The 24,151-nt window shown below is 73.0% G+C and carries 22 protein-coding genes; 12 read left to right on the top strand and 10 right to left on the bottom strand.

Annotated features, from left to right (window positions below; all coding sequences use genetic code 11):
• Positions 1–12: 12 nt before the first annotated feature.
• From ACIBEJ_RS27730 to ureA, 4 genes are read right to left on the bottom strand one after another with little or no spacing between them, the layout of a single operon-like run.
• Positions 13–1,620 carry an amidohydrolase gene (locus ACIBEJ_RS27730; RefSeq protein ID WP_397185747.1) on the bottom strand — a complete coding sequence of 536 codons (1,608 nt, stop codon included), beginning with the start codon at positions 1,618–1,620 and terminating at the stop codon, positions 13–15.
• Positions 1,620–2,891 carry an MFS transporter gene (locus tag ACIBEJ_RS27725; protein ID WP_397185746.1) on the bottom strand — a complete coding sequence of 424 codons (1,272 nt, stop codon included), beginning with the start codon at positions 2,889–2,891 and terminating at the stop codon, positions 1,620–1,622. The genes ACIBEJ_RS27730 and ACIBEJ_RS27725 overlap by 1 nt, the downstream gene beginning before the upstream one ends.
• Before the next feature lie 11 nt (positions 2,892–2,902).
• Positions 2,903–4,609, bottom strand: coding sequence for an urease subunit alpha (locus ACIBEJ_RS27720; protein ID WP_397185745.1), 1,707 nt, complete (start codon positions 4,607–4,609; stop codon positions 2,903–2,905).
• On the bottom strand, positions 4,606–5,169 hold the full coding sequence (gene ureA / locus ACIBEJ_RS27715) for an urease subunit gamma (protein WP_397185744.1): 564 nt from the start codon (positions 5,167–5,169) through the stop codon (positions 4,606–4,608). The genes ACIBEJ_RS27720 and ureA overlap by 4 nt, the downstream gene beginning before the upstream one ends.
• An 89-nt stretch (positions 5,170–5,258) precedes the next feature.
• Between ureA and ACIBEJ_RS27710 the strand changes: the two genes are divergently transcribed.
• Complete coding sequence (locus ACIBEJ_RS27710) at positions 5,259–6,650, top strand: helix-turn-helix domain-containing protein (RefSeq protein ID WP_397185743.1); 1,392 nt, start codon at positions 5,259–5,261, stop codon at positions 6,648–6,650.
• A gap of 93 nt (positions 6,651–6,743) precedes the next feature.
• Here the strand turns inward: ACIBEJ_RS27710 and ACIBEJ_RS27705 are convergent, their stop codons facing one another.
• Entirely contained in the window at positions 6,744–6,932 is a 189-nt protein-coding gene (locus ACIBEJ_RS27705) for a hypothetical protein (protein WP_397185742.1), read from the bottom strand.
• A 61-nt stretch (positions 6,933–6,993) separates the two neighbouring features.
• Between ACIBEJ_RS27705 and ACIBEJ_RS27700 the strand changes: the two genes are divergently transcribed.
• Positions 6,994–8,043, top strand: coding sequence for a LacI family DNA-binding transcriptional regulator (locus ACIBEJ_RS27700; RefSeq protein ID WP_397185741.1), 1,050 nt, complete (start codon positions 6,994–6,996; stop codon positions 8,041–8,043).
• Here the strand turns inward: ACIBEJ_RS27700 and ACIBEJ_RS27695 are convergent.
• Positions 8,040–8,885, bottom strand: coding sequence for a deoxyribonuclease IV (locus ACIBEJ_RS27695; protein ID WP_397185740.1), 846 nt, complete (start codon positions 8,883–8,885; stop codon positions 8,040–8,042). The two genes, ACIBEJ_RS27700 and ACIBEJ_RS27695, sit on opposite strands and share 4 nt — an antisense overlap.
• A 75-nt stretch (positions 8,886–8,960) precedes the next feature.
• Entirely contained in the window at positions 8,961–10,457 is a 1,497-nt protein-coding gene (locus tag ACIBEJ_RS27690; protein WP_397185739.1) for a PucR family transcriptional regulator, read from the bottom strand.
• Between the two features lie 131 nt (positions 10,458–10,588).
• On the opposite strand from ACIBEJ_RS27690, the gene uraD reads away from it, so the two are divergent.
• The 9 genes from uraD (at position 10,589) to ACIBEJ_RS27645 (ending at position 20,030) form a co-directional block, all read left to right on the top strand.
• The gene (gene uraD / locus ACIBEJ_RS27685) at positions 10,589–11,086 is read left to right on the top strand and encodes a 2-oxo-4-hydroxy-4-carboxy-5-ureidoimidazoline decarboxylase (protein ID WP_397185738.1); all 498 of its coding nucleotides are present in this window, start codon (positions 10,589–10,591) and stop codon (positions 11,084–11,086) included.
• Positions 11,083–11,376: a hydroxyisourate hydrolase gene (gene uraH / locus ACIBEJ_RS27680; protein ID WP_397185737.1), complete on the top strand. Its 294-nt coding sequence runs from the start codon at positions 11,083–11,085 to the stop codon at positions 11,374–11,376. Before uraD ends, uraH begins: the two co-directional genes overlap by 4 nt.
• Positions 11,377–12,252 (top strand): factor-independent urate hydroxylase, encoded by an 876-nt coding sequence (gene pucL / locus ACIBEJ_RS27675; protein ID WP_397185736.1) that lies wholly within the window; start codon positions 11,377–11,379, stop codon positions 12,250–12,252. It abuts the gene before it with no gap.
• A 7-nt stretch (positions 12,253–12,259) separates the two neighbouring features.
• A complete protein-coding gene (locus ACIBEJ_RS27670) occupies positions 12,260–13,120 on the top strand; it encodes an FAD binding domain-containing protein (RefSeq protein WP_397185735.1) in 861 nt (286 codons plus the stop codon).
• Positions 13,120–13,593 (top strand): (2Fe-2S)-binding protein, encoded by a 474-nt coding sequence (locus ACIBEJ_RS27665; RefSeq protein ID WP_397185734.1) that lies wholly within the window; start codon positions 13,120–13,122, stop codon positions 13,591–13,593. The genes ACIBEJ_RS27670 and ACIBEJ_RS27665 overlap by 1 nt, the downstream gene beginning before the upstream one ends.
• Positions 13,590–14,969, top strand: a complete 1,380-nt coding sequence (locus tag ACIBEJ_RS27660) for an 8-oxoguanine deaminase (RefSeq protein WP_397185733.1) — start codon at positions 13,590–13,592, stop codon at positions 14,967–14,969. The genes ACIBEJ_RS27665 and ACIBEJ_RS27660 overlap by 4 nt, the downstream gene beginning before the upstream one ends.
• Positions 14,966–17,263: a xanthine dehydrogenase family protein molybdopterin-binding subunit gene (locus ACIBEJ_RS27655; RefSeq protein ID WP_397185732.1), complete on the top strand. Its 2,298-nt coding sequence runs from the start codon at positions 14,966–14,968 to the stop codon at positions 17,261–17,263. Before ACIBEJ_RS27660 ends, ACIBEJ_RS27655 begins: the two co-directional genes overlap by 4 nt.
• Positions 17,264–17,388: 125 nt before the next feature.
• Positions 17,389–18,795 (top strand): NCS2 family permease, encoded by a 1,407-nt coding sequence (locus ACIBEJ_RS27650; RefSeq protein WP_397185731.1) that lies wholly within the window; start codon positions 17,389–17,391, stop codon positions 18,793–18,795.
• 53 nt (positions 18,796–18,848) lie between these two features.
• On the top strand, positions 18,849–20,030 hold the full coding sequence (locus tag ACIBEJ_RS27645; protein WP_397185730.1) for an XdhC family protein: 1,182 nt from the start codon (positions 18,849–18,851) through the stop codon (positions 20,028–20,030).
• On the opposite strand, the gene ACIBEJ_RS27640 is transcribed toward ACIBEJ_RS27645, so the two are convergent.
• Entirely contained in the window at positions 20,020–20,526 is a 507-nt protein-coding gene (locus tag ACIBEJ_RS27640; protein WP_397185729.1) for a CGNR zinc finger domain-containing protein, read from the bottom strand. The genes ACIBEJ_RS27645 and ACIBEJ_RS27640 overlap by 11 nt on opposite strands.
• A gap of 45 nt (positions 20,527–20,571) precedes the next feature.
• Here ACIBEJ_RS27640 and ACIBEJ_RS27635 point away from each other — a divergent pair, with 45 nt between their 5' ends.
• Complete coding sequence (locus ACIBEJ_RS27635) at positions 20,572–21,825, top strand: hypothetical protein (protein ID WP_397185728.1); 1,254 nt, start codon at positions 20,572–20,574, stop codon at positions 21,823–21,825.
• A 63-nt stretch (positions 21,826–21,888) separates the two neighbouring features.
• Here ACIBEJ_RS27635 and alc read toward each other — a convergent pair whose 3' ends face one another.
• Positions 21,889–22,836: an allantoicase gene (alc, locus tag ACIBEJ_RS27630; RefSeq protein WP_397185727.1), complete on the bottom strand. Its 948-nt coding sequence runs from the start codon at positions 22,834–22,836 to the stop codon at positions 21,889–21,891.
• Complete coding sequence (allB, locus tag ACIBEJ_RS27625) at positions 22,837–24,150, bottom strand: allantoinase AllB (protein ID WP_397185726.1); 1,314 nt, start codon at positions 24,148–24,150, stop codon at positions 22,837–22,839.
• Position 24,151 lies beyond the last annotated feature (1 nt).

The raw sequence follows: 24,151 nt of genomic DNA, 5'->3' as shown, positions 1-24,151 counted from the left end.
GGCCGCTACGGCTCAGCCGAGCTGGTCGTGGACCAGGTCGCCGCCGATCGCGGTGGCCAGGACGGCGATGTCGGCGATGCGCTCCGGCGCGACCGCCAGCAGGTCGTCGGACAGGACCGCGAAGTCGGCCAGCCTGCCCCGCGACAGCGTGCCCTTGAGGTGCTCGTCGAAGACCGCGTACGCCGAACCGGTGGTGTAGGCGCGCAGGGCCTGCTCGGCGGTCAGCGCCTCGCCGGGGTTGAACGGCCGCCCGGCGGAGGTCCGCTGGTTGACCAGGTCGTGGATGCCCAGCAGCGGCGCGCCCTCGACCACGGGGCAGTCGGAGCTGCCCGGCAGCACGATCCCGGCCTCCAGGAAGGTGCGCTGCCGGTAGCACCCGGCCGCCCGCTCGGGCCCCAGGGCGGCGAGCATGCCGTCGCCGATCTCCGAGATGAACCGTCCCTGCGGCACCGGGATCACGCCCAGCGCGGCGATCCTGGCCACCTGTGCGGGGCTGGTGACGGCGCAGTGCTCGATGCGGTGGCGGGCGTCGGGGCGGGGCCAGCGGGACTGGGCCTCGGCGTAGGCGTCCAGGACGACGTCCACGGCGCGGTCGCCGATGGCGTGCGCGGCCACCTGCCACCCCGCCCGGTGGGCGCGCAGGATGAAGCCGTGCAGCGCGTCCGCCTCCTCCTGCAGGAAGCCCCTGTTGCCCGGCTCACCGGCGTAGTCGCAGCACATGGCCGCGGTACGCCCGATCAGCGAGCCGTCCGAGAACACCTTCACCGGCCCCAGCCGCAGCCGCTCGTCGCCCAGCCCGGGACCGATGCCGAGGTCGAGCCCGAACCCGTCGCCGACCTCGTGCAGGTTCGGCGAGCCCGGCATGAGGACGGCCCGCTGGAGCAGCAGCCCGCGCCGCCGCGCCTCCTGGAAGGCCGCCACGTCGAGCGGCCCGTTCCCGGCCAGGCCCCGGCCGACGCCGGGCTCGGCGAAGCTGGTCAGCCCCTCGGCCGCGGCGACCCGGGAGGCCAGCCCGATGCCCTCCACGAACTCCTCCTGCGCCACCGGCCGCAGCACCCGGTGCGCCAGGTCCTGCGCCTGCTCGGTCAGCAGGCCGTCGGGCAGACCGTCCGGGCCCCGGCCGACGGAACCGCCGGGCACGTCCGGCACGTCCAGGCCGGGAAAGCCCATGAGCGCGAACGCGGCGGTGCTGGCCACGCCCATGTGCCCCGAGTTGTGCTGCAGCCAGACCGGCCGCCCGCCGGCCGCGCGGTCGAGGGCCTCGCGCCGGGGGTGCGCGCCAAGCTTGTTCTGGTCGTATCCGGCGCCGCGTACCCACGCGTCGGGCGGCAGTTCGGCCGCGCGCGCCGCCACGAGCGCGTAGAGCTCGTCGAGCGTCGCGACCCGCAGGTCCAGCTCGCGCAGCCGCTGGCCGCGCATGCTGAGGTGGTGGTGCGCGTCGTTGAACCCGGGTACGGCAGGCCGTCCACCCAGGTCGACCACCCGCTCGGCGGTGAGCCCGTCGAGCTCCTCGTCCAGGCCCGCGATCCGGCCGCCGAACACGCCGAGCCTGGAGGCCGAAGGCCGGTCGGGATCCAGCGTGGTGAAGCGGCCGTTGACGTAGAGCGCGTCGAGGCGCATCACACCTCCACAGGAGTCGGGCGGGTGGCCGAGCGGCGGCTCAGCGCCACCACGCAGGCCATGGTGAGCAGGATGACGACCAGGTACTGTCCGACGACCGCCCAGATGGTCCCGGTCGAGCTGAGCAGCGCCTGGGCGATCATGGGCGTGGTGCCGCCGATCAGCGCGCCGCAGAGCTGGTAGGCCAGCGAGATGCCGGTGTAGCGGACCCGGGCGGGGAACGCCTCGGCCAGGAACCCGGCCAGCGCCGCGTACGAGGAGCCGCTGAAGACGACGCTGAGCGCGAGTCCGACCGTCGCCCACACCGGCGAGCCGGTGCCGACCATCACGAACGTGATCGGCGTGCACACGATCAGCGCGGAGAACGCGATGAGCATGTACCTGGCCGCGCCCATCCGCTGGCCGAGCACCGCGCCGATCGGCTGGGTGACGAACTGGGTGACGGAGACGATCAGCAGCACGTTGAGCATGGTGCTCTTGGTGATGCCCAGATCGGTGGTCGCCCACGACAGGATGAAGGTGTTGGTGAAGTACGCCGAGGCGATGCCGACGCCGCTGGCGCCGATGCCGAGCAGGACGAGCGGCCAGGAGGTGCGGAAGACCTCGGCCACCGGGAGCTTGACGACCTCGCGCTGCTCGCGCATCCGCACGAACTCCGGTGACTCCTCCACCCGCAGCCGGATGACCAGGCCGACGATGACCAGCACGGCCGACATCAGGAACGGGATGCGCCAGCCGTAGGACAGGAAGGCGTCTTCCGGCATGAGGCTGACCACGGCGAACACGCCGGTGGCCAGGATGGATCCGGCCGGGGAGCCCTGCTGGGCGAAGGCGGCGTAGAAGATGCGCTTGGGCCCGGCGTGCTCGGCGGCGATGAGGACGGCGCCGCCCCACTCGCCGCCGACGGCGATGCCCTGCACGAAGCGGAGCGCGGCCAGCAGGATCGGGGCCATGATGCCGATGGAGGCGTAGGTGGGCAGCACGCCGACCAGGGTGGTGGCGCCGCCCATGAGCAGCAGCGTGGCGACGAGGGTGCCCTTGCGGCCGATGCGGTCGCCGAGGTGGCCGAAGATCACGCCACCGAGCGGCCTGGCCAGGAAGCCGACCCAGAACGTGGCGAAGGACGCCATCACCCCGGCCGTCGGGCTGGCCTCGGGGAAGAACAGCCTGCCGAAGACCAGCGCGGCGGCCGTGCCGTAGATGTAGAAGTCGTACCACTCGATGGAGGTTCCGACGAAGGACGCGATTCCGGCGCCACGGGGATTGCTCATGAGGGGGGTTCCTAGGCGAAGTGGTGGAGTTGGGCCAGCGGCACCTGGGTGGCGGGGTCCATGCTCACCTCGGCGCCGTCCACGAGGACGGGTCCGGGTTCGCGGGGCACCACCACCGTCGGCGTCGCGATATTTCGGTACATGTCGGCGCGGGTGAGGCCGCGTGCGTTCTTGATCGCCGCGTACCGGAGGCCGCGGGGCAGCGCGTCCCTGGTGTCGGCGGCGTCCAGGGCGTCGTGGGCGACGAAGATGCGCGACAGCAGGGCGGGCGCGTCGCCGAGGCCGCCGAAGTAGTCGCGGTAGACGCGGGGCTGGGTCAGGCGGGTGGAACCGGAGCCGCTGCCCGACACCCCGTGGGCGACGAATCCGGACTTGATGACCAGCTCGGGCTTCGCCCCGAACCACGCCGGATGCCACAGCACGATGTCGGCCATCCGGCCGGGCAGCAGCGTGCCCACCTCGTGCGCCATCCCGTGCGCCACCGCCGGGTTCACGGTGAGCTTGGCCAGATACCGCAGGATCCGTTCGTTGGCGCTCCGGCCCGAACCGCCGCCCGCGTCGCCGAGACTGCCCGCCGTACCGGCGCCTGGGCCGCCCGTCGCGGCGCGGTCGCGGAGTTCGTGCAGGTGGGCGAGCTGCCAGGTACGGCGGACCGTCTCGGCCACCCGGCCCATGCCCATCGAGTCGGAGTTCACGATGCTGATCGCGCCCAGGTCGTGCAGGACGTTCTCGGCCGCGATGCCGTGCGCGCGCACCCGGCTCCTGGTCACCTCGACGTCGCTGCCGATGTGGTGGTTCTGCCGGTGCACGGTCATGGTCATCGGGAAGAGCTCGCCGACCGTGTTCGTCGTGTACGGGATCGTCGGCGTCGTGGAGGACGGCAGCACGTGGCCCTCGCTGAGGATCTCCAGCAGGTCGGGATGCCCGCCACCCCCCTCCACGTGGTACGCGTGCACGGTCCGCCCCCGCGTGGCCGAGATCGTGTCGGCCAGGTAGCCGGACTCGTTCATCGAGTCGGAGTGCAGCGCCACCGGAAGATCCGCGTCCTCGGCCACGCCGAGACAGGTGTCGATGATCCGCGGCGTCGCCCCGAAGTCCTCATGGATCTTGAAGCCGCCGGCGCCCGCCAGCACCGCCTCCTCCAGCAACTGCCGCGAGCTGGAGGAACCCCGGGCCAGGAAGGCCACGTTCAACGCCGTCCCGCGCCAGGCGGACATGAGCATGTGCAGGTTGCGCGCCGGGTTCACGCCGACGTCCCACACCCCGCCCAGCCCCATGCCGACCACGGTCGTGACGCCGGAGGCCAGCGCCGCCGGGGCGATCTCGGGGGAGGACAGGTGCACGTGCGAGTCCACGATGCCCGGCGTCGCGATCAGGCCCTCGCCCGGCACGATCGCCGTGTGCGAGTCGATGATCGCGTCGTGGAACGGCACGACCCGGCCGTCCTTGACGCCGATGTGCGTCTTGCGCACCCCGAGCACCGGGTCGATCAGCACGACTCCGGCCACGACCAGGTCCAGCGCCGACTCGCGGTCGCCGCGCGGGCGGGCCAGCAGGCCGTCGCGCAGCGTCTTGCCGCAGCCGCCGAGCAGTTCGTCGCCGTGCGGCACGTCGTCGCGCTCGACCTCGGCCCACAGGCACGTGTCGCCCAGGCGGATCCGGTCGCCGGTCGTGGGGCCGTAGATCGCGTTGTAGGTCTCGCGGTCGATGCCGCTCATGGCTCGATCACCTCCACGTCGACGCTCTCGCCGGGGCGGAACGCGGTAGCCGTACCGGCGGGGATGTCCAGGCGCAGGCCGGACGGGTCGCGGTCGAACGTCAGCGCCGCGTTGACCTCCCCGAGCGGGAAGTGCGACGAGACGAAGACCGTGCGCGCGCCCTCGTTGGTCACCCGCAGCCGGGCGCGCGGGCGGCCGGGGTTGATCTCGACGGCCTCGGCGGCGGTCCAGACGGCGCCTGGGCCGTCCGTCCCGGCGGGGGCGATCGGGGCGTCGACGGCGACGAGCGCGGTGCCGTTCGGGAAGAGCGCCTCCACCTGGACGTGGGTGACGATCGCGGCGACGCCGTCCATGACGTCGCCCTCCTCCAGTACGGCCTTCGCCCCCGCGATGACCTCCTCCAGGGACAGTCCGTCCCAGGCGAGCTCCAGGATCTCGTCGCAGATGAGCGCGATGGACTCCGGCGCGTTGAGCGGGCGGCCGCGGGCGCGGCGGCGGCGGGCCAGCTCCGCGAGCGTGAAAATGGTGAGCCGCTCCTGCTCACGAGGCGTCAGATGCACGTGCTTCCTCCCTTCCGGCCACCGTAAGGCCAGGTCACGGAGGTGGCCAACGGCGATACGGCGCGTAAACAACGCGTTAGATTGTGCATATGACCAACGACGTCGTCGCGCGACTCGCCACGCGATGCCTGAGTGACTACGACGACCTCATCGACGTCTGGCTGCCCGAGGTGATGGCGATCGAGCCTTACGCGCGCGGGCTCGTGCCGCCGGAGGAGGTTCGGGCGGGGGCGCGGGTCGGGTTCGCGCTGATTCTGCGCGTCCTCGCCGACGGGCGTACGCCGGAGGAGCTCGCGCCGCACTCCGAGGGCATGGGCGAGCGCAGAGCCGGGCAGGGCGTGCCCCTGGAGTCGTTGCTGGCCGCGGCCAGGCTCGACGCGAAGGTGCTGTGGCACGGCCTCATCGCCCAGGCGGAACCGGACGACCTGCCCGAGCTGCTGCGCTCGGCGAACCTGGTGTGGGAGGCGGTCGAGCAGCACAACACCGGGCTCATGACCGGCTACCAGCGGGCGGTGCTGGAGATGGGGCGCCAGCGGGAGGACCAGCGGCGCACCTGGTTCGCGCGGCTGCTGGACAACGACGGCCGCAACCCGGACGTGGTGCGCGACGCGGGCCGGGTCCTCGGCTTCGACGCCTCCGCCGCCTTCGTCGCCGCCGTCACCGACGGCACCACAGGCCCACCCCGCCCAGCCCTGCCCCCGCCCCCGTCATCACCACCCTCGGCCTCGTCCCCAGCCTCGTCCCCAGCCTCGTCCCCAGCCTCGTCCCCAGCCTCGTCCCCAGCCTCGTCCCCAGCCTCGTCCCCAGCCTCGTCCCCGGGCTCGGCCTCGGGCTCTGGCTCGGGCTGGGGCTCGGGCTTTTCGGCCGCTTCGGGCTCGGCCCCGGCCACGTCCGCGCCTCTGGCCGACCCCGCGGCGGGCGCTTCGCTCAGGGCCGCGGTCGCCACGCTGACCTCGCTCGGGCTGCGCCTGCACCGCCACGACGCGCCGACCGGCGACATCCTCGTGGTCCAGCTCCCCGCCCGCGCGGGCGGTGCCGAACGCGTGGTGCTCGACGCGCTGGCGGGCGTCCCCTGTGGCCTGTCGCCCGAGGTGGCGGGCCTGGCGCGGGTCCCCCACGCCGTACGGCTGGCCGCCGCCACCGCCCGCGCCGCGGTCCCGGCGGGCGGCCCGGTCCGGCTGGAGGAGAGCTGGCTGGAGGTCTTCACCGCCCACAACCCCGAGCTGTCGGCGGAACTGGCGGCCCGGGTCCTCGGCCCCCTCTACGCGGTGGGCGCGGCCGAGCGGGAACGCCTCCTGGAAACGGTCCGCGTACACCTGGCGGGGGACGGCGCGATCGCGGCCACCGCGGCGGCCCTGTACTGCCACCGCAACACCGTCCAGCACCGCTTCGCCCGCTTCAAGGAGCTGACCGGCCGCGACGTCCGCGCCCCCGAGGACGCCGCGGTGGTCGCCCTGGCCCTGCGCGCCACCGCCTTCTGACACGCCCCCGACAGCCCCCGCCCCGGCAGCCCCGCCCCTACAGGCCCCGCTCCAGCAGGCCAGGCCCGCGTTCCAGCGCGGCCACGCCGGGTTCTACCCGGTCACGGTCTGGGCGGGGGCGGGGTCCAGGTGGTCGGCGGTGCGCCGCAGCGTGCGGGCCAGCCGCACCCGTACGCGCTCGACGTCACGCCCGGGCCGCCGCGGCGCGCCGGGCAGGGCGGTACGAAGGCTGTCCTCGTACCCCATCGCCGTCTGGTGGGCGAGCACTTGCATGGCATCCATGTTGCCTCCTTAATCCATTAAGAGCTTAACTGATTAAGAAGGGGTTCGCTAGGGTGTGGGGATGACCGGGCGAGTGACACTGCAGACGATCGCGGACCGCGTGGGCGTCTCGCGCGCCACGGTCTCCTACGCCTTCTCCCGCCCCGACCAGCTCAGCGCCGAACTGCGCGAGCGCATCCTGCGGGTGGCCGACGAGCTCGGGTACGCCGGTCCCAACCCCACCGCGCGCTCCCTGAGACTCGGCAGGGCGGGCGCCCTGGGCCTGATCTTCACCGAGACGCTGCCCTACGCCTTCGGCGACCCGTACGCGATCGGCTTCCTCCAGGGGCTGGCCGTCGCGGCCGAGGAGGCCGCGGTCGGGCTGCTCATCCTGCCGCAGCCCCGCGGCGTCGAACGCCCCGAGATGGTGCGCGACGCCGTGGCCGACGCCTTCTGCGTGTTCTCGCTGCCCGACGGGCACGCGGCGCTCGACGCCGTCCTGGCCAGGCGGGTTCCGGCGGTGATGGTGGACGAGCCGTTCGTGGAGGGCGTGCCGTTCGTGGGAATCGACGAGATGGCCGCGGCGGGCTCGGCCGCGCGGCACCTGCTCGACCTGGGCCACCGGCAGGTCGGGCTGGCCGTCGTCGGACTCCACCAGGACGGCCGCCAGGGCTGGGCCGACGTGCGGCGGCAGGACAGCGCGGTCTTCCAGGCCATGCGCAACCGGGTACGCGGCTACCGCGCCGCCTTCGAGGCCGGGGGAGTCGACTGGGCGCGGGTGCCCGTCTACGAGGTGGTGGGCAACGAGCGCGAGGCCGGTCGCGAGGCCGGCCGGGCGCTGCTGGCCCGCTCACCCAGGCCCACGGCGGTGCTGTGCAACACCGACGTGCTGGCGCTCGGCGTGCTGGACGCGGCGGCCGAGGCGGGCGTGAAGGTGCCCGCCGAGCTGTCGGTGGTCGGCTTCTCCGACAGCGCCGCGGAGGAGGCGGACCTCACGTCGGTCAGGCAGCACAGCCGCCTGGCCGGAAGGACCGCGGGCCGCCTGCTGCTGTCGGGCGACCCGCCTTCCGAGCGGCTGCTGCTCCCGCACGAGCTCCACGTCAGGGGCAGCACCGCCCCCGCGCCGTCCTAGCTCGGGCCGTCGCGCAGGTCCTTCAGCGCCTGGATGTCCACGCGGTACTCCGGTGCCTTGCCCGGCGTCTCGATGCAGACCGGGACTCCGGCCACGACGTCGTGCCGGAACAGCTCGCCGAACGCCGCCAGCCCGATCTGCCCCTGGCCGATCTTCTCGTGGCGGTCCTTCTTGGAGCCGCAGACGTCCTTGGAGTCGTTGGCGTGGATCAGCTTCAGCCGCCCCGGCGCGATCTTGTGGAGGGCGTCGAGGGTCTCGGTGACGCCGCCCTCGGCGGCCAGGTCGTGCCCGGCGGCGAAGGCGTGGCAGGTGTCGAAGCAGACGCCCGCCTTCGGGTGCCAGTCGAGCGCGGCGAGGTAGGGCTCCAGGTCCTGGACCGTCGCGCACAACATCGCGCCCTGCCCGGCCATCGGCTCAAGCAGCAGGTCGGGGCCGCCGTCGGGGATCTCCTCCAGCAGCGGCAGCAGGTGCTCGTGGAGCTGCGCCATGGCGGCCTCGCGCGGCTGCGTGACCGCCGAGCCGGTGTGCACGACCACGCCCTTGGCGCCCGTCTCGACGGCGCGGCGCAACGTGTAGCGGGTCAGCGCGACGGAGTTGGCGAGGGTGTCGGGGTTGGGCGAGCCGAAGTTGACCAGGTAGGGGATGTGGATGAAGCTCTCCACTCCCGACTCGGCGAGCTTGTCGTCCTCGTCGGGCTTGCGCTCGGTCAGCGCCCACGAGCGCGGGTTGGTGACGAAGACCTGCATCATCTCGGCGCCGATGTCGGCCATGAACTTCAGGCCGCCGGTCGCCAGGCCGCCCGCGACGGAGACGTGCCCGCCGATGAGAGAAGTGGGAGTCATGATGGCGTCCAGTCTATCGCCGCGTCCCGTCCCGCCCCGTCGCCATGACCAGTCTTTACGCGCTGCGCCGCGGCGTCATCCCAGCCGCAGCGCCAGGAAGAAGTCCACCCGGTCCTCCAGCCGCGACAGGTCGCGCCCGGTGAGGTCCTGGATGCGCTGGATGCGGTAGCGCAGCGTGTTGACGTGCACGTGGAGCAGCTCCGCGCACTTCGTCCACGAGCCCGAGCACTGCAGGAACGCCTCCAGCGTGCGCACCAGGTCGGCCCGGTGGACCTGGTCGTAGGAGCGCAGTGGGTCGAGCAGCCGGACGCGGAACATGTGCCGCACGTCGTCGGGCACCGAGGCCAGCAGCAGCACGTGCGTGGCCAGCTCGTCGTGACCCACGACCGCGTCCGGCTCGGCGCGGCCCTCGGCCATCCGGCGCGCGTAGCGGGCCTCCTCGACCGCGCCGCGCAGCCCCTCGACCCGCGCCTGCCCGCTGACGCCGACGGTGAGCCTGCTGCCGCCGAGCCCGGGGGCCAGGGCGCGCACGGCGTCGCGTACCCGGCCGGTCAGGTCCTCCTCGCCGCCGGCCGAAACCAGGGCGATCGTCTCGTCCTCGACGACGCCGATGACGGGGCGCAGGCCGTACAGGATCTCCTTGACGATCACCCGCAGCTCGCCGGGGCGCAGGCCGCCGCCCGCGGCGGCGGCGACGGCGACGTAGCCGGAGGCGTCGGCGAGGCCGGTCACCTGCAGGCGCGGCAGGATGTCGCTGGGCCGGCCCTCGGTCACCACGAGCCTGACCAGCTCCTGGGCGATGCGGCCCTCGGGGCTGAGCCGGTCGTCCAGCCGCATGCGCTCCAGCGCGGCGACGGCGGCCAGCTCCGCGGCCAGCGCGAGCCGTTCCTCGGGCCAGTCGTCCATGGAGCCCTCGAAGGCCACGAACCAGTCGGCCACCCGCGAGGTGGTCTGCTCGTCCACGGGGAAGATCGTGTGGCCGCCGCGTACGCACGGCAGCCGCTTGGCCGTCAGGAACGCCCTGGCCAGCATGGCCGGGTCGGCGGGCGGGTCGGCGCCGGCCACCGTGCGGCCGGAGGCGGTCAGCACCCAGCCGCGCATGCCGAGGTCGCGCCCGATCATGTCCATCACCGGGTCGAGCCCGGCGCCGGAGACGAGCTGGCGGTGCCGGTCGAGCACGGCCTTCACGTCGGAGGCCCGCGCGCCCGACAGCCGCCGCACGATGTGCTCGGTCACCTCGGCGAACCCGAGCGCCTGCGGCACGTGGAACAGCGGCACCCGGTGCCGCTCGCACGCGGCCACCAGGTCGGCGGGTAGGTCGCCCGAGGCCGCCTCGCAGGCGCCGAGCCCCGAGACCCCGGCGGCGGCCAGCGCGGCCACGAACGTCTCGCTGTCGGCGGGGGAGTTGCGCCAGATGAGGCCGGTCAGGACGAGCTCGCCGCCGGACAGGTAGCGGCCGGGGTCGAGCAGGTCGGTGGTGACGACCCAGCGCAGGGGCCGGTCGAGCTCGTCGTGTCCGGCCACGGTCGACAGGCCCAGCTCCGGCATCTCCAGCAGCGCGTTGAGTCGCATGCACGGACAGTACCCGTGCCCGGGGGCTGCCAGAACTTGGAGCATGACACGAAAAGTCCTGACCAACCCCTGGAGCAGTTCGGAGTTCTTGCGGATGGACCGGGCACGAGAGCCCTGTGTGTACTTCTGACATGCCGAACCTGCAGACCGTGTCCGGGCTGGCCGACTTCAACGCCCTCAGCCCGGCCGACGCCGAGCGCGAGCTGATGGCCTGCTGCGCCTCGCCCGCCTTCGCCAGGGCCGTGGCCGCACTCCGGCCCCACCGGGACCTGGCCCAGCTCACCGCCACCGCCGACACCGCGGTGCGCGCGCTGGACTGGCCCGACGTGCTGGAGGCGCTCGGCGCCCATCCGAGGATCGGCGAGCGCACCACCGAGAAGTGGTCGCGTCAGGAGCAGGCGGGCGTCGGCGAGGACGTGCTGGCCGACCTGGCGCGCGGCAACAGGGACTACGAGGACAGGTTCGGCCACGTGTACCTGATCTGCGCGACCGGGCTGACCGGCCGCCAGATGCTCGACCGCCTCAACGAGCGGCTGCTCAACGACGAGGAGAGCGAGCGCCGCGTGGTCCGCGACGAGCTCGCCAAGATCACCCGGCTGCGCATGGCGAAGCTGGTGGGCGTGGCATGAGCTTCTCCACCCACATCCTGAACGCCGCGACGGGCCGCCCCGCCGCGGGAGTCCCCGTACGGCTGGAGCGGGACGGCCAGGTCGTGGCCGAGGGACGCACCGACGACGACGGCCGGATCAAGGGCTGGAACCCCGGCCGGGGCGTGCACCGCGTGGTCTTCGACACCGGCGAGCTGACCTCCTTCTACCCCGAGGTGGTCATCACGTTCGCCGTCGAGGACCCGGACCAGCACTATCACGTGCCGCTCCTGCTCAGCCCGTTCGCGTACTCCACCTACCGAGGGAGCTAGATGCCTGTCATTCTCGGGCCCAACCGCTACGGAAAGGCGGAGACCAGGGTCGTCCGGGTCGTGCGGGACGGGGGTGTCCACCACATCAAGGACATCAACGTCAGCTCGGCCCTGTCCGGCGACATGGCCGACGTCCACCTGACCGGAGGCAACGCGGCCGTCCTCCCGACCGACACGCAGAAGAACACCGCCTATGCCTTCGCCAAGAAGCACGGCGTGGACCAGATCGAGGACTTCGCCCTCCTGCTGGCCCGGCACTACGTCACCGGCCAGCCCACGATCCACCACGCCCGCGTGGAGATCGAGGAGTACGCCTGGAGCCGCATCCCCCTGCCCGGCGAGCGGCGGCACTCCTTCGTCCGCGACGGCGGGGAGGTGCGCACCTGCGTGGTCCACCACGACAGGGACGGCCGCACCACCGTCGTGTCCGGACTGAAGGACCTCGTCGTGCTCAACTCGACCGGCTCGGAGTTCCACGGCTACATCGAGGACGAGTACACGACGCTCAAGCCCACCACCGACCGCATCCTCGCGACCGCCGTCTCCGCCCGGTGGCGCCACACCGGCGCCTCCGGCGACTTCGGCAAGTCCTACGACGAGGTACGGCGCTGCCTGCTCGAAGCCTTCGCCGACACCCACAGCCTCTCCCTCCAGCAGACCCTCTACGCCATGGGCAGCCGGGTGCTCGAAAGCCGCCCGGAGGTCTGCGAGATCAGGTTCGCGATGCCGAACAAGCACCACTTCCTCGTGGATCTGGCGCCGTTCGGGCTCGACAACGACAACGAGGTCTACTACGCGGCCGACCGGCCCTACGGGCTGATCGAGGGCGCCGTCCTGCGGGACGACGCCCCCGAGGCCGCCTTCGCCTGGGAGTGACTGACTGATGGAGTTCTTGCGGCCCACGACGTGGGCGGAGGCGCTGGCCGCCAAGGCGGAGCAGCCGGAGGCCGTGCCCATCCAGGGCGGCACCGACGTGATGGTGGAGATCAACTTCGACGTGCACAGGCCGCCCGCGCTGCTCGACCTCAACCAGGTGGCCGAGCTGGCCACCTGGTCGCGGGAGGGCGAGACCTACCGGGTGGGGGCGGGCCTGCCGTACGTGAAGATCATTGAGGAGCTCGGCGGGGTGCTGCCGGGACTGGCGCAGGCCGCGCGGACGGTCGGCTCGCCGCAGATCCGCAACCGCGGCACCGTCGGCGGCAACCTCGGCGCGGCCTCGCCCGCGGGCGACAGCCACCCGCCGCTGCTGGCGGCGGGCGCGGTCGTCGAGGTGGAGTCGCGGGCGCGGGGCGTGCGGATGATCCCCGCGCACGAGTTCTACCTGGGCGTCAAGCGCAGCGCGCTGCAGCTGGACGAGCTGATCAGGGCGGTGCGCGTCGAGGCCGCGGGCGGGCCGCAGTACTTCTCCAAGGTCGGCACCCGCAACGCCATGGTCATCGCGGTCTGCTCGTTCTCGGTCGCGCTGCACCCGGCCGAGCGGCGGGTCGGGACCGGGGTCGGCTCGGCCGCGCCGACGCCGCGCCGCGCGCTGGAGGCCGAGGAGTTCCTCGCGGGCGAGCTCGACTGGGACGCCCGCCTCGACACCGGGATGCTGCGGCGCTTCGGCGAGCTGTGCGCCCAGGCCGCCTCGCCGATCGACGACGTGCGCGGCACCGCCGACTACCGCAGACACGCCATCGCGGTGATGGCCCGCCGCACCCTCACCTGGGCGTGGAACGACTACCGGAAAGTGAGGGCCGCCTGATGAGGGTCTCCTTCACCGTCAACGGCCGCGAGGAGTCCGTCGAGGACGTCTGGGCCGGAGAGAGCCTGCTGTACGTGCTGCGCGAGCGGGTCGGCCTGCCCGGCTCCAAGAACGCCTGCGAGCAGGGCGAGTGCGGCTCGTGCACCGTCTACCTGGACGGCACCCCGGTCTGCTCCTGCCTGGTCGCCGCCGGGCAGGCCGAGGGCCGCGAGGTCCGCACCGTCGAGGGACTGGCCGACGGCGAGCGCCTCGACCCCGTCCAGGAGGCGTTCGTCGAGTGCGGCGCCGTGCAGTGCGGCTTCTGCACGCCCGGACTGATCGTGCAGGCCCACGACCTCATCGAGCGCGTGCCCGACCCGTCGGACGCGGAGATCCGTGAGGCGCTCGCGGGCAACCTGTGCCGCTGCACGGGCTACGAGAAGATCCTCGACGCGGTACGGCTGGCCGCGTCCAGAAAGGCCGTCACCCCATGATCATCGAGAACGTCCACGTGGCGCCGGTCGCCGGCCCCGAGATCCCGTCCGGATACATCCGGATCGAGGGCGACCGGATCACCGAGGTCGGCTCCGGGACACCGGAGGCGGCCCCCGGCGAGACCCGGATCGACGGCACCGGCTGCCTGGCCACGCCCGGCCTGGTCAACACCCACCACCACCTCTACCAGTGGGCCTCGCAGGGCCTGGCCCAGGACGCCACGCTGTTTGAGTGGCTGGTGGCCAGCTACCAGGTGTGGGCCGCCATGGACGCCGAGGTCGTGAAGGGCGCCGCCGCCGCCGGGCTCGGCTACCTGGCGCTGTCGGGCTGCACGCTGTCCAGTGACCACCACTACGTCTTCCCGAAGGGACGCGGCGACCTGTTCGCCGCCGAGATCGAGGCCGCCCGCGAGCTCGGCATCCGCTTCCACCCCGCCCGCGGCTCCATGGACCGCGGCCAGTCGCAGGGCGGCCTGCCGCCGGACGTCGTGGTCGAGGACCGCGACACCATCCTGGCCGCCACCGCCGAGGCCATCGACGCCTACCACGACCCGTCCTTCTCCTCGAAGCTGCGCGTCGCGGTCGCGCCCTGCTCGCCGTTCTCCGTCACCGCCGAGCTGATGACCGAGGCCGCGGAGCTGGCCAGGGCCAAGGGCGTGCGCCTGCACACCCACCTGGCCGAGACGCTCGACGAGGACGAGCACTGCGTCGAGGCGTTCGGCGTGCGGCCGGTCGACTACATGGAGAAGCTCGGCTGGCTCGGCCCCGACGTGTGGTTCGCCCACACCGTGCACCTGAGCGACGCCGACATCGACAAGTTCGCCGCCACCGGCACGGGCTCGGCCCACTGCCCCTCCTCCAACGGCCGCCTCGGCGCGGGCATCGCCCGCGTCTCGGAGATGCTGCGGCGCGGGGCCAACGTGGGGCTCGGTGTGGACGGCAACGCCTCCTCCGAGCTGACCACGCTGTCCGGCGAGATGCGCCAGGCGCTGCTGTTCCAGCGCGCCGCGCACGGGCCCACCGCGCTCACCGCCCGGCAGGCGCTGGAGATGGCCACCCTGGGCGGCGCGCGCAACCTCGGCCGCGCGGACGAGCTCGGCTCGCTGGAGCCCGGCAAGCTCGCCGACATCGCGCTGTGGCGCGTCGACGGCGCCTTCGGCAGCGCCGTGGAGGACCCCGTCTGCCAGCTCGTCTTCGGCACCCGGCAGCCGCCGCTGGCCCGCCTGCTGGTCGGCGGCGAGAGCGTCGTGGAGAACGACGAGCTGAAGACCGTCGACCAGGACGCCTCCGGCCGGGCGGGCGCCGAGGCGCACCGCCGCCTGATGCGGCTGGCACGGGAACAGGGATTCTCCGTCGCCAAGGAGGTACACACGTGACGACCCCGCTGCGCGCGCCGCGCGACATCATCGCCCCCGGCACCGGGGGAGTGGGCGAGAGCCCACTGCGTCCCGACGGCACGCTCAAGGTCAAGGGGGAGTTCGCCTACACCTCCGACCTGTGGATCGACGGGATGCTCTGGGGCGCCACGCTCCGCAGCCCGCATCCGCGCGCCCGCATCGTCTCCATCGACATCGCTCCCGCGCTGGCCCATCCGGGGGTGCACGCCGTCCTCACGCACGAGGACGTCCCCGGCCGCAAGCACTACGGGGTCGACCTCACCTGGGACCAGCCCGTGCTGGCCATCGGCGAGGTACGCCACCAGGGCGAGCCGATCGCGCTCGTGGCCGCCGACCACCCGGAGACCGCCCGCCGCGCGCTCGACAAGATCGCCATCGAGTGGGAGGTCCTGGAGCCGCTGACCGACGCCAGGCGGGCCGCCTTCGACCCCTCCTACCCGCAGGTCCAGGACCGGCCCAACCCGGCGCGCCACCAGCCGGTCAGGGTCGGCGACGTCGAGGCGGTGCGCGGGCTGGCCGAGGTGGTGGTCTCGGGCACCTACGAGGTCGGCATCCAGGACCAGGCCTTCCTCGGCCCCGAGTCCGGGCTGGCGGTGCCCGCCGAGGACGGCGGCGTCGAGCTCTACGTCGCCACCCAGTGGATGCACAACGACCTCAAGCAGATCGGCCCCTGCCTCGGCCTGCCCGAGGACCGCATCCGGATGACGCTGTCCGGGGTCGGCGGCGCGTTCGGCGGCCGCGAGGACCTGTCGATGCAGATCCACGCCGCCATGCTCGCCGTGCACACCGGCAAGCCCGTCAAGATGGTCTACAACCGGCACGAGTCGTTCTTCGGCCACGTGCACCGGCACCCGGCCCAGATGCGCTACGAGTACGGCGCGTCGAAGGACGGGAAGATCCTCTACGCCGACGTGGAGATCATCCTGGACGGCGGCGCCTACACCTCGTCCACGCTCAACGTCATCGGCAACGCCGCCTCGCTGGGCGTCGGCCCCTACGTGATCCCCAACATCAAGATCGACGCTTATGGCGTCTACACCAACAACCCGCCCTGCGGGGCGATGCGCGGGTTCGGCGCGGTCCAGGCGTGTTTCGCCTACGAGTCCATCCTGGACAAGCTGGGTGAAGCCTGCGGGCTGGACCCGGTGACCATCAGGCAAACAAACGCCGCCTCCCAGGGGTCGGCGCTGGCTACCGGCCAGATCATCCACGCGCCGCTGCCCATGAAGGAGATGCTCGCCCAGGCCCGCGACCTGCCGATGCCGCCGCCGCTGGACGACTCCGACATCCGCAACCTGCCGGGCGGCGCCTCCCAGACCACCCACGGAGAAGGGGTACGGCGCGGCGTCGGCTACGGCGTCGGCATCAAGAACCTCTGCTTCTCCGAGGGCTACGACGACTACTCCACCGCCAAGGTGCGGCTGGAGGTCATCGGCGGCGTCGCCACGGCGCTGGTGCACACGGCCGCGGCCGAGGTGGGCCAGGGGCTGGTGACCATCGAGGCCCAGATCGCTCGCACCGAGCTGGGAATCGAGAACGTCGTCATCCACCCGGCCGACAACCAGGTGGGCGACGCGGGGTCGTCGTCGGCGTCGCGGCAGTCGTACATGACCGGCGGGGCCGTCCAGGCGGCGTGCTGGGCCGTACGTGATCGGATCTTCGAGCTCTTCGACGGAACATACGACGATTTGTCGCTCGTCGGGGGGAAAGTCGTGTCGGCCACGCAGGGCGTGGTCGCCGCCATCGAGGACGTGCTCGGCGACCGGGTCATCGAGGAGACCCGCGAGTACCACCACCAGCCCACCACCGGCATGGACAAGGTCACCGGCCAGGGCGACACCCACGCCCAGCTCGGCCTCTGCGTGCACCGGGCGGTGGTCGACGTGGACGTCGAGCTCGGCCTGGTCAAGGTCGTGGAGCTGGCCGCCGTCCAGGACGTCGGCAAGATCCTCAACCGCCTCTCCCTGGAGGGCCAGATCCACGGCGGCACCGCCCAGGGACTCGGCCTCGCCGTGATGGAGGAGATCGTGGTCAGCGACGGCAAGGTACGCAACCCGTCCTTCACCGACTACCTCATCCCCACCATCCTCGACATGCCGCCCATGCGGCTGGAAATCCTCGAGAACGCCGACCCGCGCGCCCCATACGGGCTGCGCGGCGCCGGAGAGCCACCCACGCTCTCCTCCACCCCGGCCATCGTCGCGGCCATCCGCGACGCCACGGGGCTCGCACTCCACCGAGTGCCTGTGCGTCCGGAGCACATCACGGGATGAACCACTCCGGGTGAGTTGATCAACAGGGGCAGCCCGCACCCCCCATCTCAGCGGGAGAGACTCCACAACCGCACCCAGCGGCAGCGCAGCCGCAGGTCGACCATGCCCCGAGGAGGGCCCCGACCATGACCCAACTCCAGACCAAACCCCCCACCGGAGCGCTGGACAGGTTCTTCGACCTGTCGGGCAGGGGGAGCACCGTCGGCAGGGAGGTGCGCGGCGGCATCACCACCTTCGTGGCCGTCGCCTACATCATCCTGCTCATCCCGATCATCCTCAGCGGCGCCAAGGACGTCACCGGCGCCCAGCTCACCATCCCGCAACTGACCACCGCCGTCGCCCTGTCGGCCGCGCTCACCACGATCCTCATGGGCCTGGTGGGCAACGCCCCGTTCGCGCTGGCCTCCGGGCTCGGCGTGGCGCCGGTGGTGGCCTTCCAGGCGGCGCCGTACATGACCTGGGACCAGGCCATGGGCCTGGTCGTGCTCGAAGGCGTCGTGATCGTCGTCTTCGCCCTCACCGGCATCAGGCAGCTCATCATGGACGCCATCCCGACCGGCCTGAAACACGCCATCGGGGTCGGCATCGGCATGTTCATCGCGCTCATCGGCCTCGTGGACGCCGGCTTCGTCGGCCGGGGCGAGGGCACGCCCATCACCCTCGGCACCGGCGGCCACCTGCAGGGCTGGCCCGTCGTGGTGTTCTGCGCGGGACTGCTGCTCATGCTCGCCCTGTACGTGCGGCGGGTGCCCGGCGCCATCCTCATCAGCATCGTGGCCGCGACCGCGCTGGCCATCGTCGTCAACGCCGCCGTGGACGGGCTGAAGTGGGGCGTGGTCACCCCGGCCATGCCCAAGGACATCGTCGCCACCCCCGACTTCGGGCTGCTCGGCTCCATCGACCTGTTCGGCGGATTCGGGCAGGCCGGGATCCTGACGGCCACCGTGGTGCTGTTCACGCTGGTGCTGTCGGGTTTCTTCGACGCGATGGGCACCATCATCGGCGTCGGGGAGGAAGCCGGGCTGGCCGACGACAAGGGCCAGATCAAGGGCATCGGCAAGATCCTCACCATCGACGGCTTCGGCGCCATCATCGGCGGCGCCACCGGGGCCTCGGCCAACACGGTCGTCGTCGAGTCGGCGGCGGGAGTCGGGGAGGGCGCTCGCACCGGCCTCGCCAGCCTCGTCACCGGCGCGTTGTTCGCGGGCGCCATGTTCCTCACCCCGCTGGCCGCCGTGGTGCCCGCCCAGGCGGCGGCGCCCGCGCTGGTGCTGGTCGGGGCGCTCATGATGACGGCCGCCAGGAAGATCTCCTGGGACGACCTGGAACTGGCCGTCCCCGCCTTCCTCACCATCGCGCTGATGCCGTTCACCTACTCGATCACCAACGGGGTCGGGGCGGGGATCGTCGCGTACACGGTGATCAAGGCGGCCCGCGGCCGGTTCTCCGAGATCCACTGGCTGCTGTGGCTGATCACGGCCATCTTCGTGGCCTATTTCGGGATCTCGTTCATCGAGGGGCTGTTCGGCTGAGCCCGTGCCGGGGGCGCCGACCGGCGTCCCCGGCCGCTGCGAAGGAGACCTACATGCGTGACCTCGTCGAGGACCTCCTGGCCTGGAGCCGGGAAGGCAGGCGGTACGCGGTCGCGTCCGTCATCGGGACCGGCGGCAGCGCCCCCCGCGAGCCGGGCGCCGCCCTGGCCGTCGCGGAGGACGGCACCGCCGTCGGCAGCGTGTCGGGCGGCTGCGTGGAGGGCGCCGTCTACGAGCTGTGCCTGCGCGCCCTGGAGGAGGGCAGGGCGCTGCGCGAGACGTTCGGCTACAGCGACGACGAGGCGTTCGCGGTCGGGCTGACCTGCGGCGGCATCATCGAGATCCTCGTCTGGCCCTTCACCGGCGACCCCGCCTTCCGCGCCTACCTGGACGCGCTGGCGGCCGACGAGCCGGTCGCCCTGGCCCGGATCCTGCCTCCGGCCAGGGCGACCCACGACCCCGTCACTCCGGTCGGCGACAACCCCGTCCCCACCGCGGTGACGGCCACCGACGACCCCCGCACCACCGCGTTGGCGGCCGGTGGCGAGCCCTACACCACCGCCCTGGCCCTCGCGCCCTCCCGCGCGACCGGTACCGTCGGCGATCCGGCCCTCGACCGCCTCGTCACGCAGGAGGCCGCGGCCATGCTGGACACCGGTCTGACCGGCGTCAGGGACGTCGGGTGCGACGGGCTGCGGATGTTCGTCGAGACCCACGCGCCCCCGCCCAGGCTGCTGGTGTTCGGGGCCGTGGACTTCGCCGCCGCCCTCACCAGGGCCGGACGCTTCCTCGGCTACCACGTCACCGTCTGCGACGCCCGCCCGGTCTTCGCCACCCGCCGGCGCTTCCCCGACGCCCACGAGGTGGTCGTGGAATGGCCGCACCGCTACCTGGAGCGCACCCCCGTGGACGGCCGCACCGCCATCGCCGTCCTGACCCACGACCCGAAGTTCGACCTCCCCCTCCTCGAACGCGCCCTGCGCACGGAGGCCGCCTACGTGGGCGCGATTGGCTCCCGCCGTACCCACGAGGAGAGGTGGCGCCGCCTGCACGAGGCGGGACTGTCGGAGGCGGAGCTGTCCCGCCTGCGCTCCCCGATCGGGCTCGACCTCGGCGCCCGCACCCCCGAGGAGGTCGCCGTCGCCATAGCCGCCGAACTCGTCGCCACCCGCCGCGGCGGCACCTGCCACCCGCTGGCCACCACCTCCGGCCCGGTCCACGCGCTCACCCGCTGAGGTCGCGCCTGCGCTCCCGGTAGGCGCGCACCTTGGCGATGCTCCCGCACCCCCGCGCGTCGGAACCGCCCGGACTCATCACGCACCAGCGGCGGCTGCCGTTGCGGCTGTGGTCGTAGAAGACCCACGAGCAGTCGGGACACGCCTTGAGCCGCGCCCACTGACCGGCTCGCACCGCCTCCGCCACCACCGCCAGCACCCGGCCCGCCGCCGTGCCGTCCTCGGGGGTCAGCACGATCGGCGGCCCCCCGGGATCGGAGGACAGCCCGGCCCGCAGCGGGTGCCGCTCCAGCCAAGCCCCCAGCACGCCCGGCCGCTCCACCCCCAGCGCCCCCCGCAACGCCGCCCTGAGCTCGGCCATCTCCTCCAGGTCAGCCGGATCGTCCAGCGTGGCGGCCAGCCCGTCCTCGGCCACCCGCGTGTCGTTGGGCACCCACCACGTGTTGAGGAACGTCCGCACCCTCTCCAGCGCCCCCGGCGCCTCGCTCTCCGTCATGTAACCAGTTTACGCGATAGCTGGTAACTGTTACCGTCTATAGATATGACCGGTAAACAGTATCCAGCCGTCCTGCGCTCGCCGGGGATCGGCACCTGGTTCGCGGTCCTGGTCTGCCAGCGCTTCCCGGTGGCCGCCGCGCCGCTCGCGCTGGTCTTCCTCGGACACGCCGTCACCGGCTCCTACGCCGTCGGCGCCCTCCTGGGTGGCGGCCACGCCCTCGCCGAGGCGGTGGCCGCGGGCCCCCTGGGCAGACGTTTCGACCGCCGCCCCGCCCGCTCGGAAACCGCACTGGTCCTGGGCGTCGAGGCCGTCGCCTTCGCTCTGCTGACCCTGCTCGCCACAGCCGCGATGGCCGCGACGACCGTGACAGCCACGGCGTCCGCGTCCTTGTGGGTGCTTGCGGGGATGCTGGTTCTGGCCGGGCTCGGTGGCGCGGTCTCCGCGGGCGCGCACGGCGGTCTGCGTGCGCTCCTGGTACGGCTGGCGCCACCCGAGCACCGCGTAGCCGCGCTCAGCCTCGAATCGGCGGCGAGCACCACGGTCTGGACCGTGGCCCCCGCGCTCGTCGCCCTCCTGGCGGCCCTCGACGCCCGCCTCCCGATCCTGCTCATGGTGGCCGTGGCGGCGGCGGGCGCGCTGGCCGGACGCCGCCTGCTCGATCCGCCCAGGACCGCCACCGGCCACCCCGCGCGGGTGTGGCGGGTGAGCTGGCCGGCGATGGCGTACGACGGGGCGATGATGTTCGCCTTCGGCGCCGTGAGCCTGGCCCTGCCGCTCCTGCTGACCGCGCACGGCGCCGGCGCCGCGCTGTCCGGCCCGGTGCTGACCGCGTACACGCTGGCCGGCATCGGCGGCGGCCTCCTGTACGGCGCCCGCGCCTGGCCCGGCACCCCGCTCGCCCAGGCCGCGCTGCTGTCGGCGGGCATCGGCCTGGCGCTGGGCGCGGCGGCGCTGGTGCCGGTGCTGGGCCTGGTCGTGGCCCTGTTCGCGGTCGCCGGGCTGATGCAGACGCCCGCGCTGACCGCCCGCGCGGTCTCACTCCAGGATCGGCTGCCCGAGTCGCAGTGGGCGGTTGGCTTCTCCGGCATGTACGCCGCGGGCGGCCTGGGCTACGGCGCCGCCGGAATGACCGTGGCCTGGCTCGTCGAGCGCGTCGGCGCCCAGAGCGCGATCGGCCTGTGCGTGGCCCTGAGCACCGTGGTCGCCCTGGGCTCCTCGATGGCGGACCGCCGCCCTCCCCGGACCGCCCGCCGCGTCGCCCTGGAGGACCACCAGGTTTCCCTCGCGGACCGCTGAGCATCCCAGGTGACCGGGCGGTGAGAGGCCGGTGGTCCCAGGGAAGCCTCAGGCCCGATGTCCTCAGGTCAGGTTGCCGTGCAGGCGGATCCTGGCCAGGCCGCCGTCCGGGTAGATGTCGGCCCGTACGTGCGTGACCGGCGCGGCCGCCTGGAGGCGGAAGCGGTGCGGGGTGTCGGGCTGCAGGCCGGTGCGGGGGAGCAGGTCGAACCAGTCGCCCTCCCCGTCCCTGCCCCGCAGCGCGATCGAGCCGGGGGCGTTGAACAGCAGGTTGGTCGTGTCGATCTCGGCCAGCCTGACCACGCCCCGCCCGGCCAGCCGCACGACGATCCAGTCGTGGCCCTCGTCGCGCCGCCGCGCCGTCTCCCACCCCTCCGCCTGGTGCCTGGCCAGGCCGGGCGCGATGGCGTTGTGGGGCGCGGAGTAGAACTCGTTCGAGCACTCGGTCACCACGGCGCCGTTGGCGAGCGCGGCCAGGTCGAGGCTCAGCCCCTCGTAGATCGACAGATCGGGACGCACCTCGCCGTGCACGCGCAGCCGGGCGATGCCTCCGTCGGGGAACATGTTCAGCCGCACGTGGGTGTAGCGCCGCTCGTCGTGGACCTCGAAATGGTGCTCGGCGTCGCCCTTGAGGTCCACGCGCGGCAGGATCTCCACCCAGCCGGCCGTCGCGAGCTCCTCCGGCGACGGGGTCCCGGCCACCTCGCACGCCTCCACGGAGGCGTGCGGCGGGTAGTTCCCCTTGAACCACGCCGTGTCGATCACCAGGCCCCGGATCGTTCCAGGCAGCCCCAGCCGGACGATCGCCCAGTCGTGGCCGGGGGCGCGGCGGCGGCGGGTCTCCCAGCCGTCGTACACCTGTCCCTTGTTGCCGAAGGTCTCCGCCTGGAAGGCCGGGCGGCCCGGCCGCACGAGCGCCTCCTTCTCGGCGAACGACTCGTCGCTGGCGGCCAGGACGGCGCCGCCGTACCCGCGCAGGGCGAGGTCGGGAAGTCTGGTGAAAGCGGGCATTCAGTGTGCTCCCAACTGCAAAAAGGTGCCGTACGGCTCCGCCGCCACGTCGACGCGCCGGCCGCGGAGCCAGGTGGTGCGGACGACGCCCCTGAGGGCCCGCCCGTGGTAAGGAGTGACGGGGTTCTTGTGGTGCAGGGCCGTGGCGTCGACCTGGAGCCCGGCCTCCGGGTCGAAGGCGACCAGGTCGGCGTCGTTGCCGGGCAGGATGGCGCCCTTGCCGGGCACGCGGGCCAGCCGGGCCGGGTTCGCCGCCATCCAGCGGGTCACGTCGGCCAGGCCGTACCCGCGCCGCGAGCCCTCGGTCCAGACGGCGCTCAGCCCGAGCTGCAGCGAGGCGATGCCGCCCCAGGCGGCGGCGAAGTCGGGCACCTTCAGGTCGGCGGGCGAGGGCGAGTGGTCGGACACGACGCAGGTCAGCACGCCGTCGGCGAGTCCCTGCCAGAGCAGGTCGCGGTTGGCGGCCGAGCGGATGGGCGGGCAGCACTTGAACGCGGTCGCGCCCTCGGGCACCTGCTCGGCGGCGATGGTCAGGTAGTGGGGGCAGGTCTCGGCGGTGATCGGCAGGCCCTCGGCCTGGGCGGCGCGCAGCGGCTCCAGGCAGTCGGCGCTGGAGACGTGCAGGACGTGGGTGCGGGCGCCGCTCTCGCGGGTCAGTTTGATCACCTGCTCGACGGCGCTGCGCTCGGCGGAGCCGGGGCGCGAGTCGAGGAACGCCGAGTAGCTCGGGCCGGCCGGTTCGGCCAGCAGCGCGGGGTCCTCGGCGTGCACGATCATCAGGCCGTCGAAGGCGGCGATCTCGGCCAGCGCGCGGCGTACGTCGTCGAGCGGCAGCGGCGGGAACTCCTCCACGCCCGACGGCGACAGGAAGCACTTGAAGCCGAACACGCCCCGTTCGTGCAGCGGGCGCAGCTCCTTGACGTTGCCCGGCACCGCGCCGCCCCAGAACCCGACGTCCACGTAGCACTGCCCGGCCGCCGCGGCCCGCTTGGCGGCCAGCGCGGCGGGCGTCACCGTGGGCGGCAGCGAGTTCAGCGGCATGTCCACGATCGTGGTGACGCCGCCCGCTGCGGCGGCGCGCGTCGCGGAGGCGAACCCCTCCCAGTGGGTGCGGCCCGGCTCGTTGACGTGCACGTGGGTGTCGACCAGACCGGGCAGCAGCGCGAGCGTGCCGAGGTCGATCTCCGCGGCGGCGGGCGCGCTCGCGTCGTGCGGGCGCACCGCCGCGATCTTCCCCTCCCGTACGGCTACCGCCGCCGCGCGCACCCCCTCGGGGGTCACCACGCGCCGCGACCGGATCACCAGGTCGTCCATC

Source organism: Nonomuraea sp. NPDC050790, assembly GCF_044456745.1.
Classification (GTDB): domain Bacteria; phylum Actinomycetota; class Actinomycetes; order Streptosporangiales; family Streptosporangiaceae; genus Nonomuraea.
This window is presented reverse-complemented; position numbering and strand designations above follow the sequence as displayed.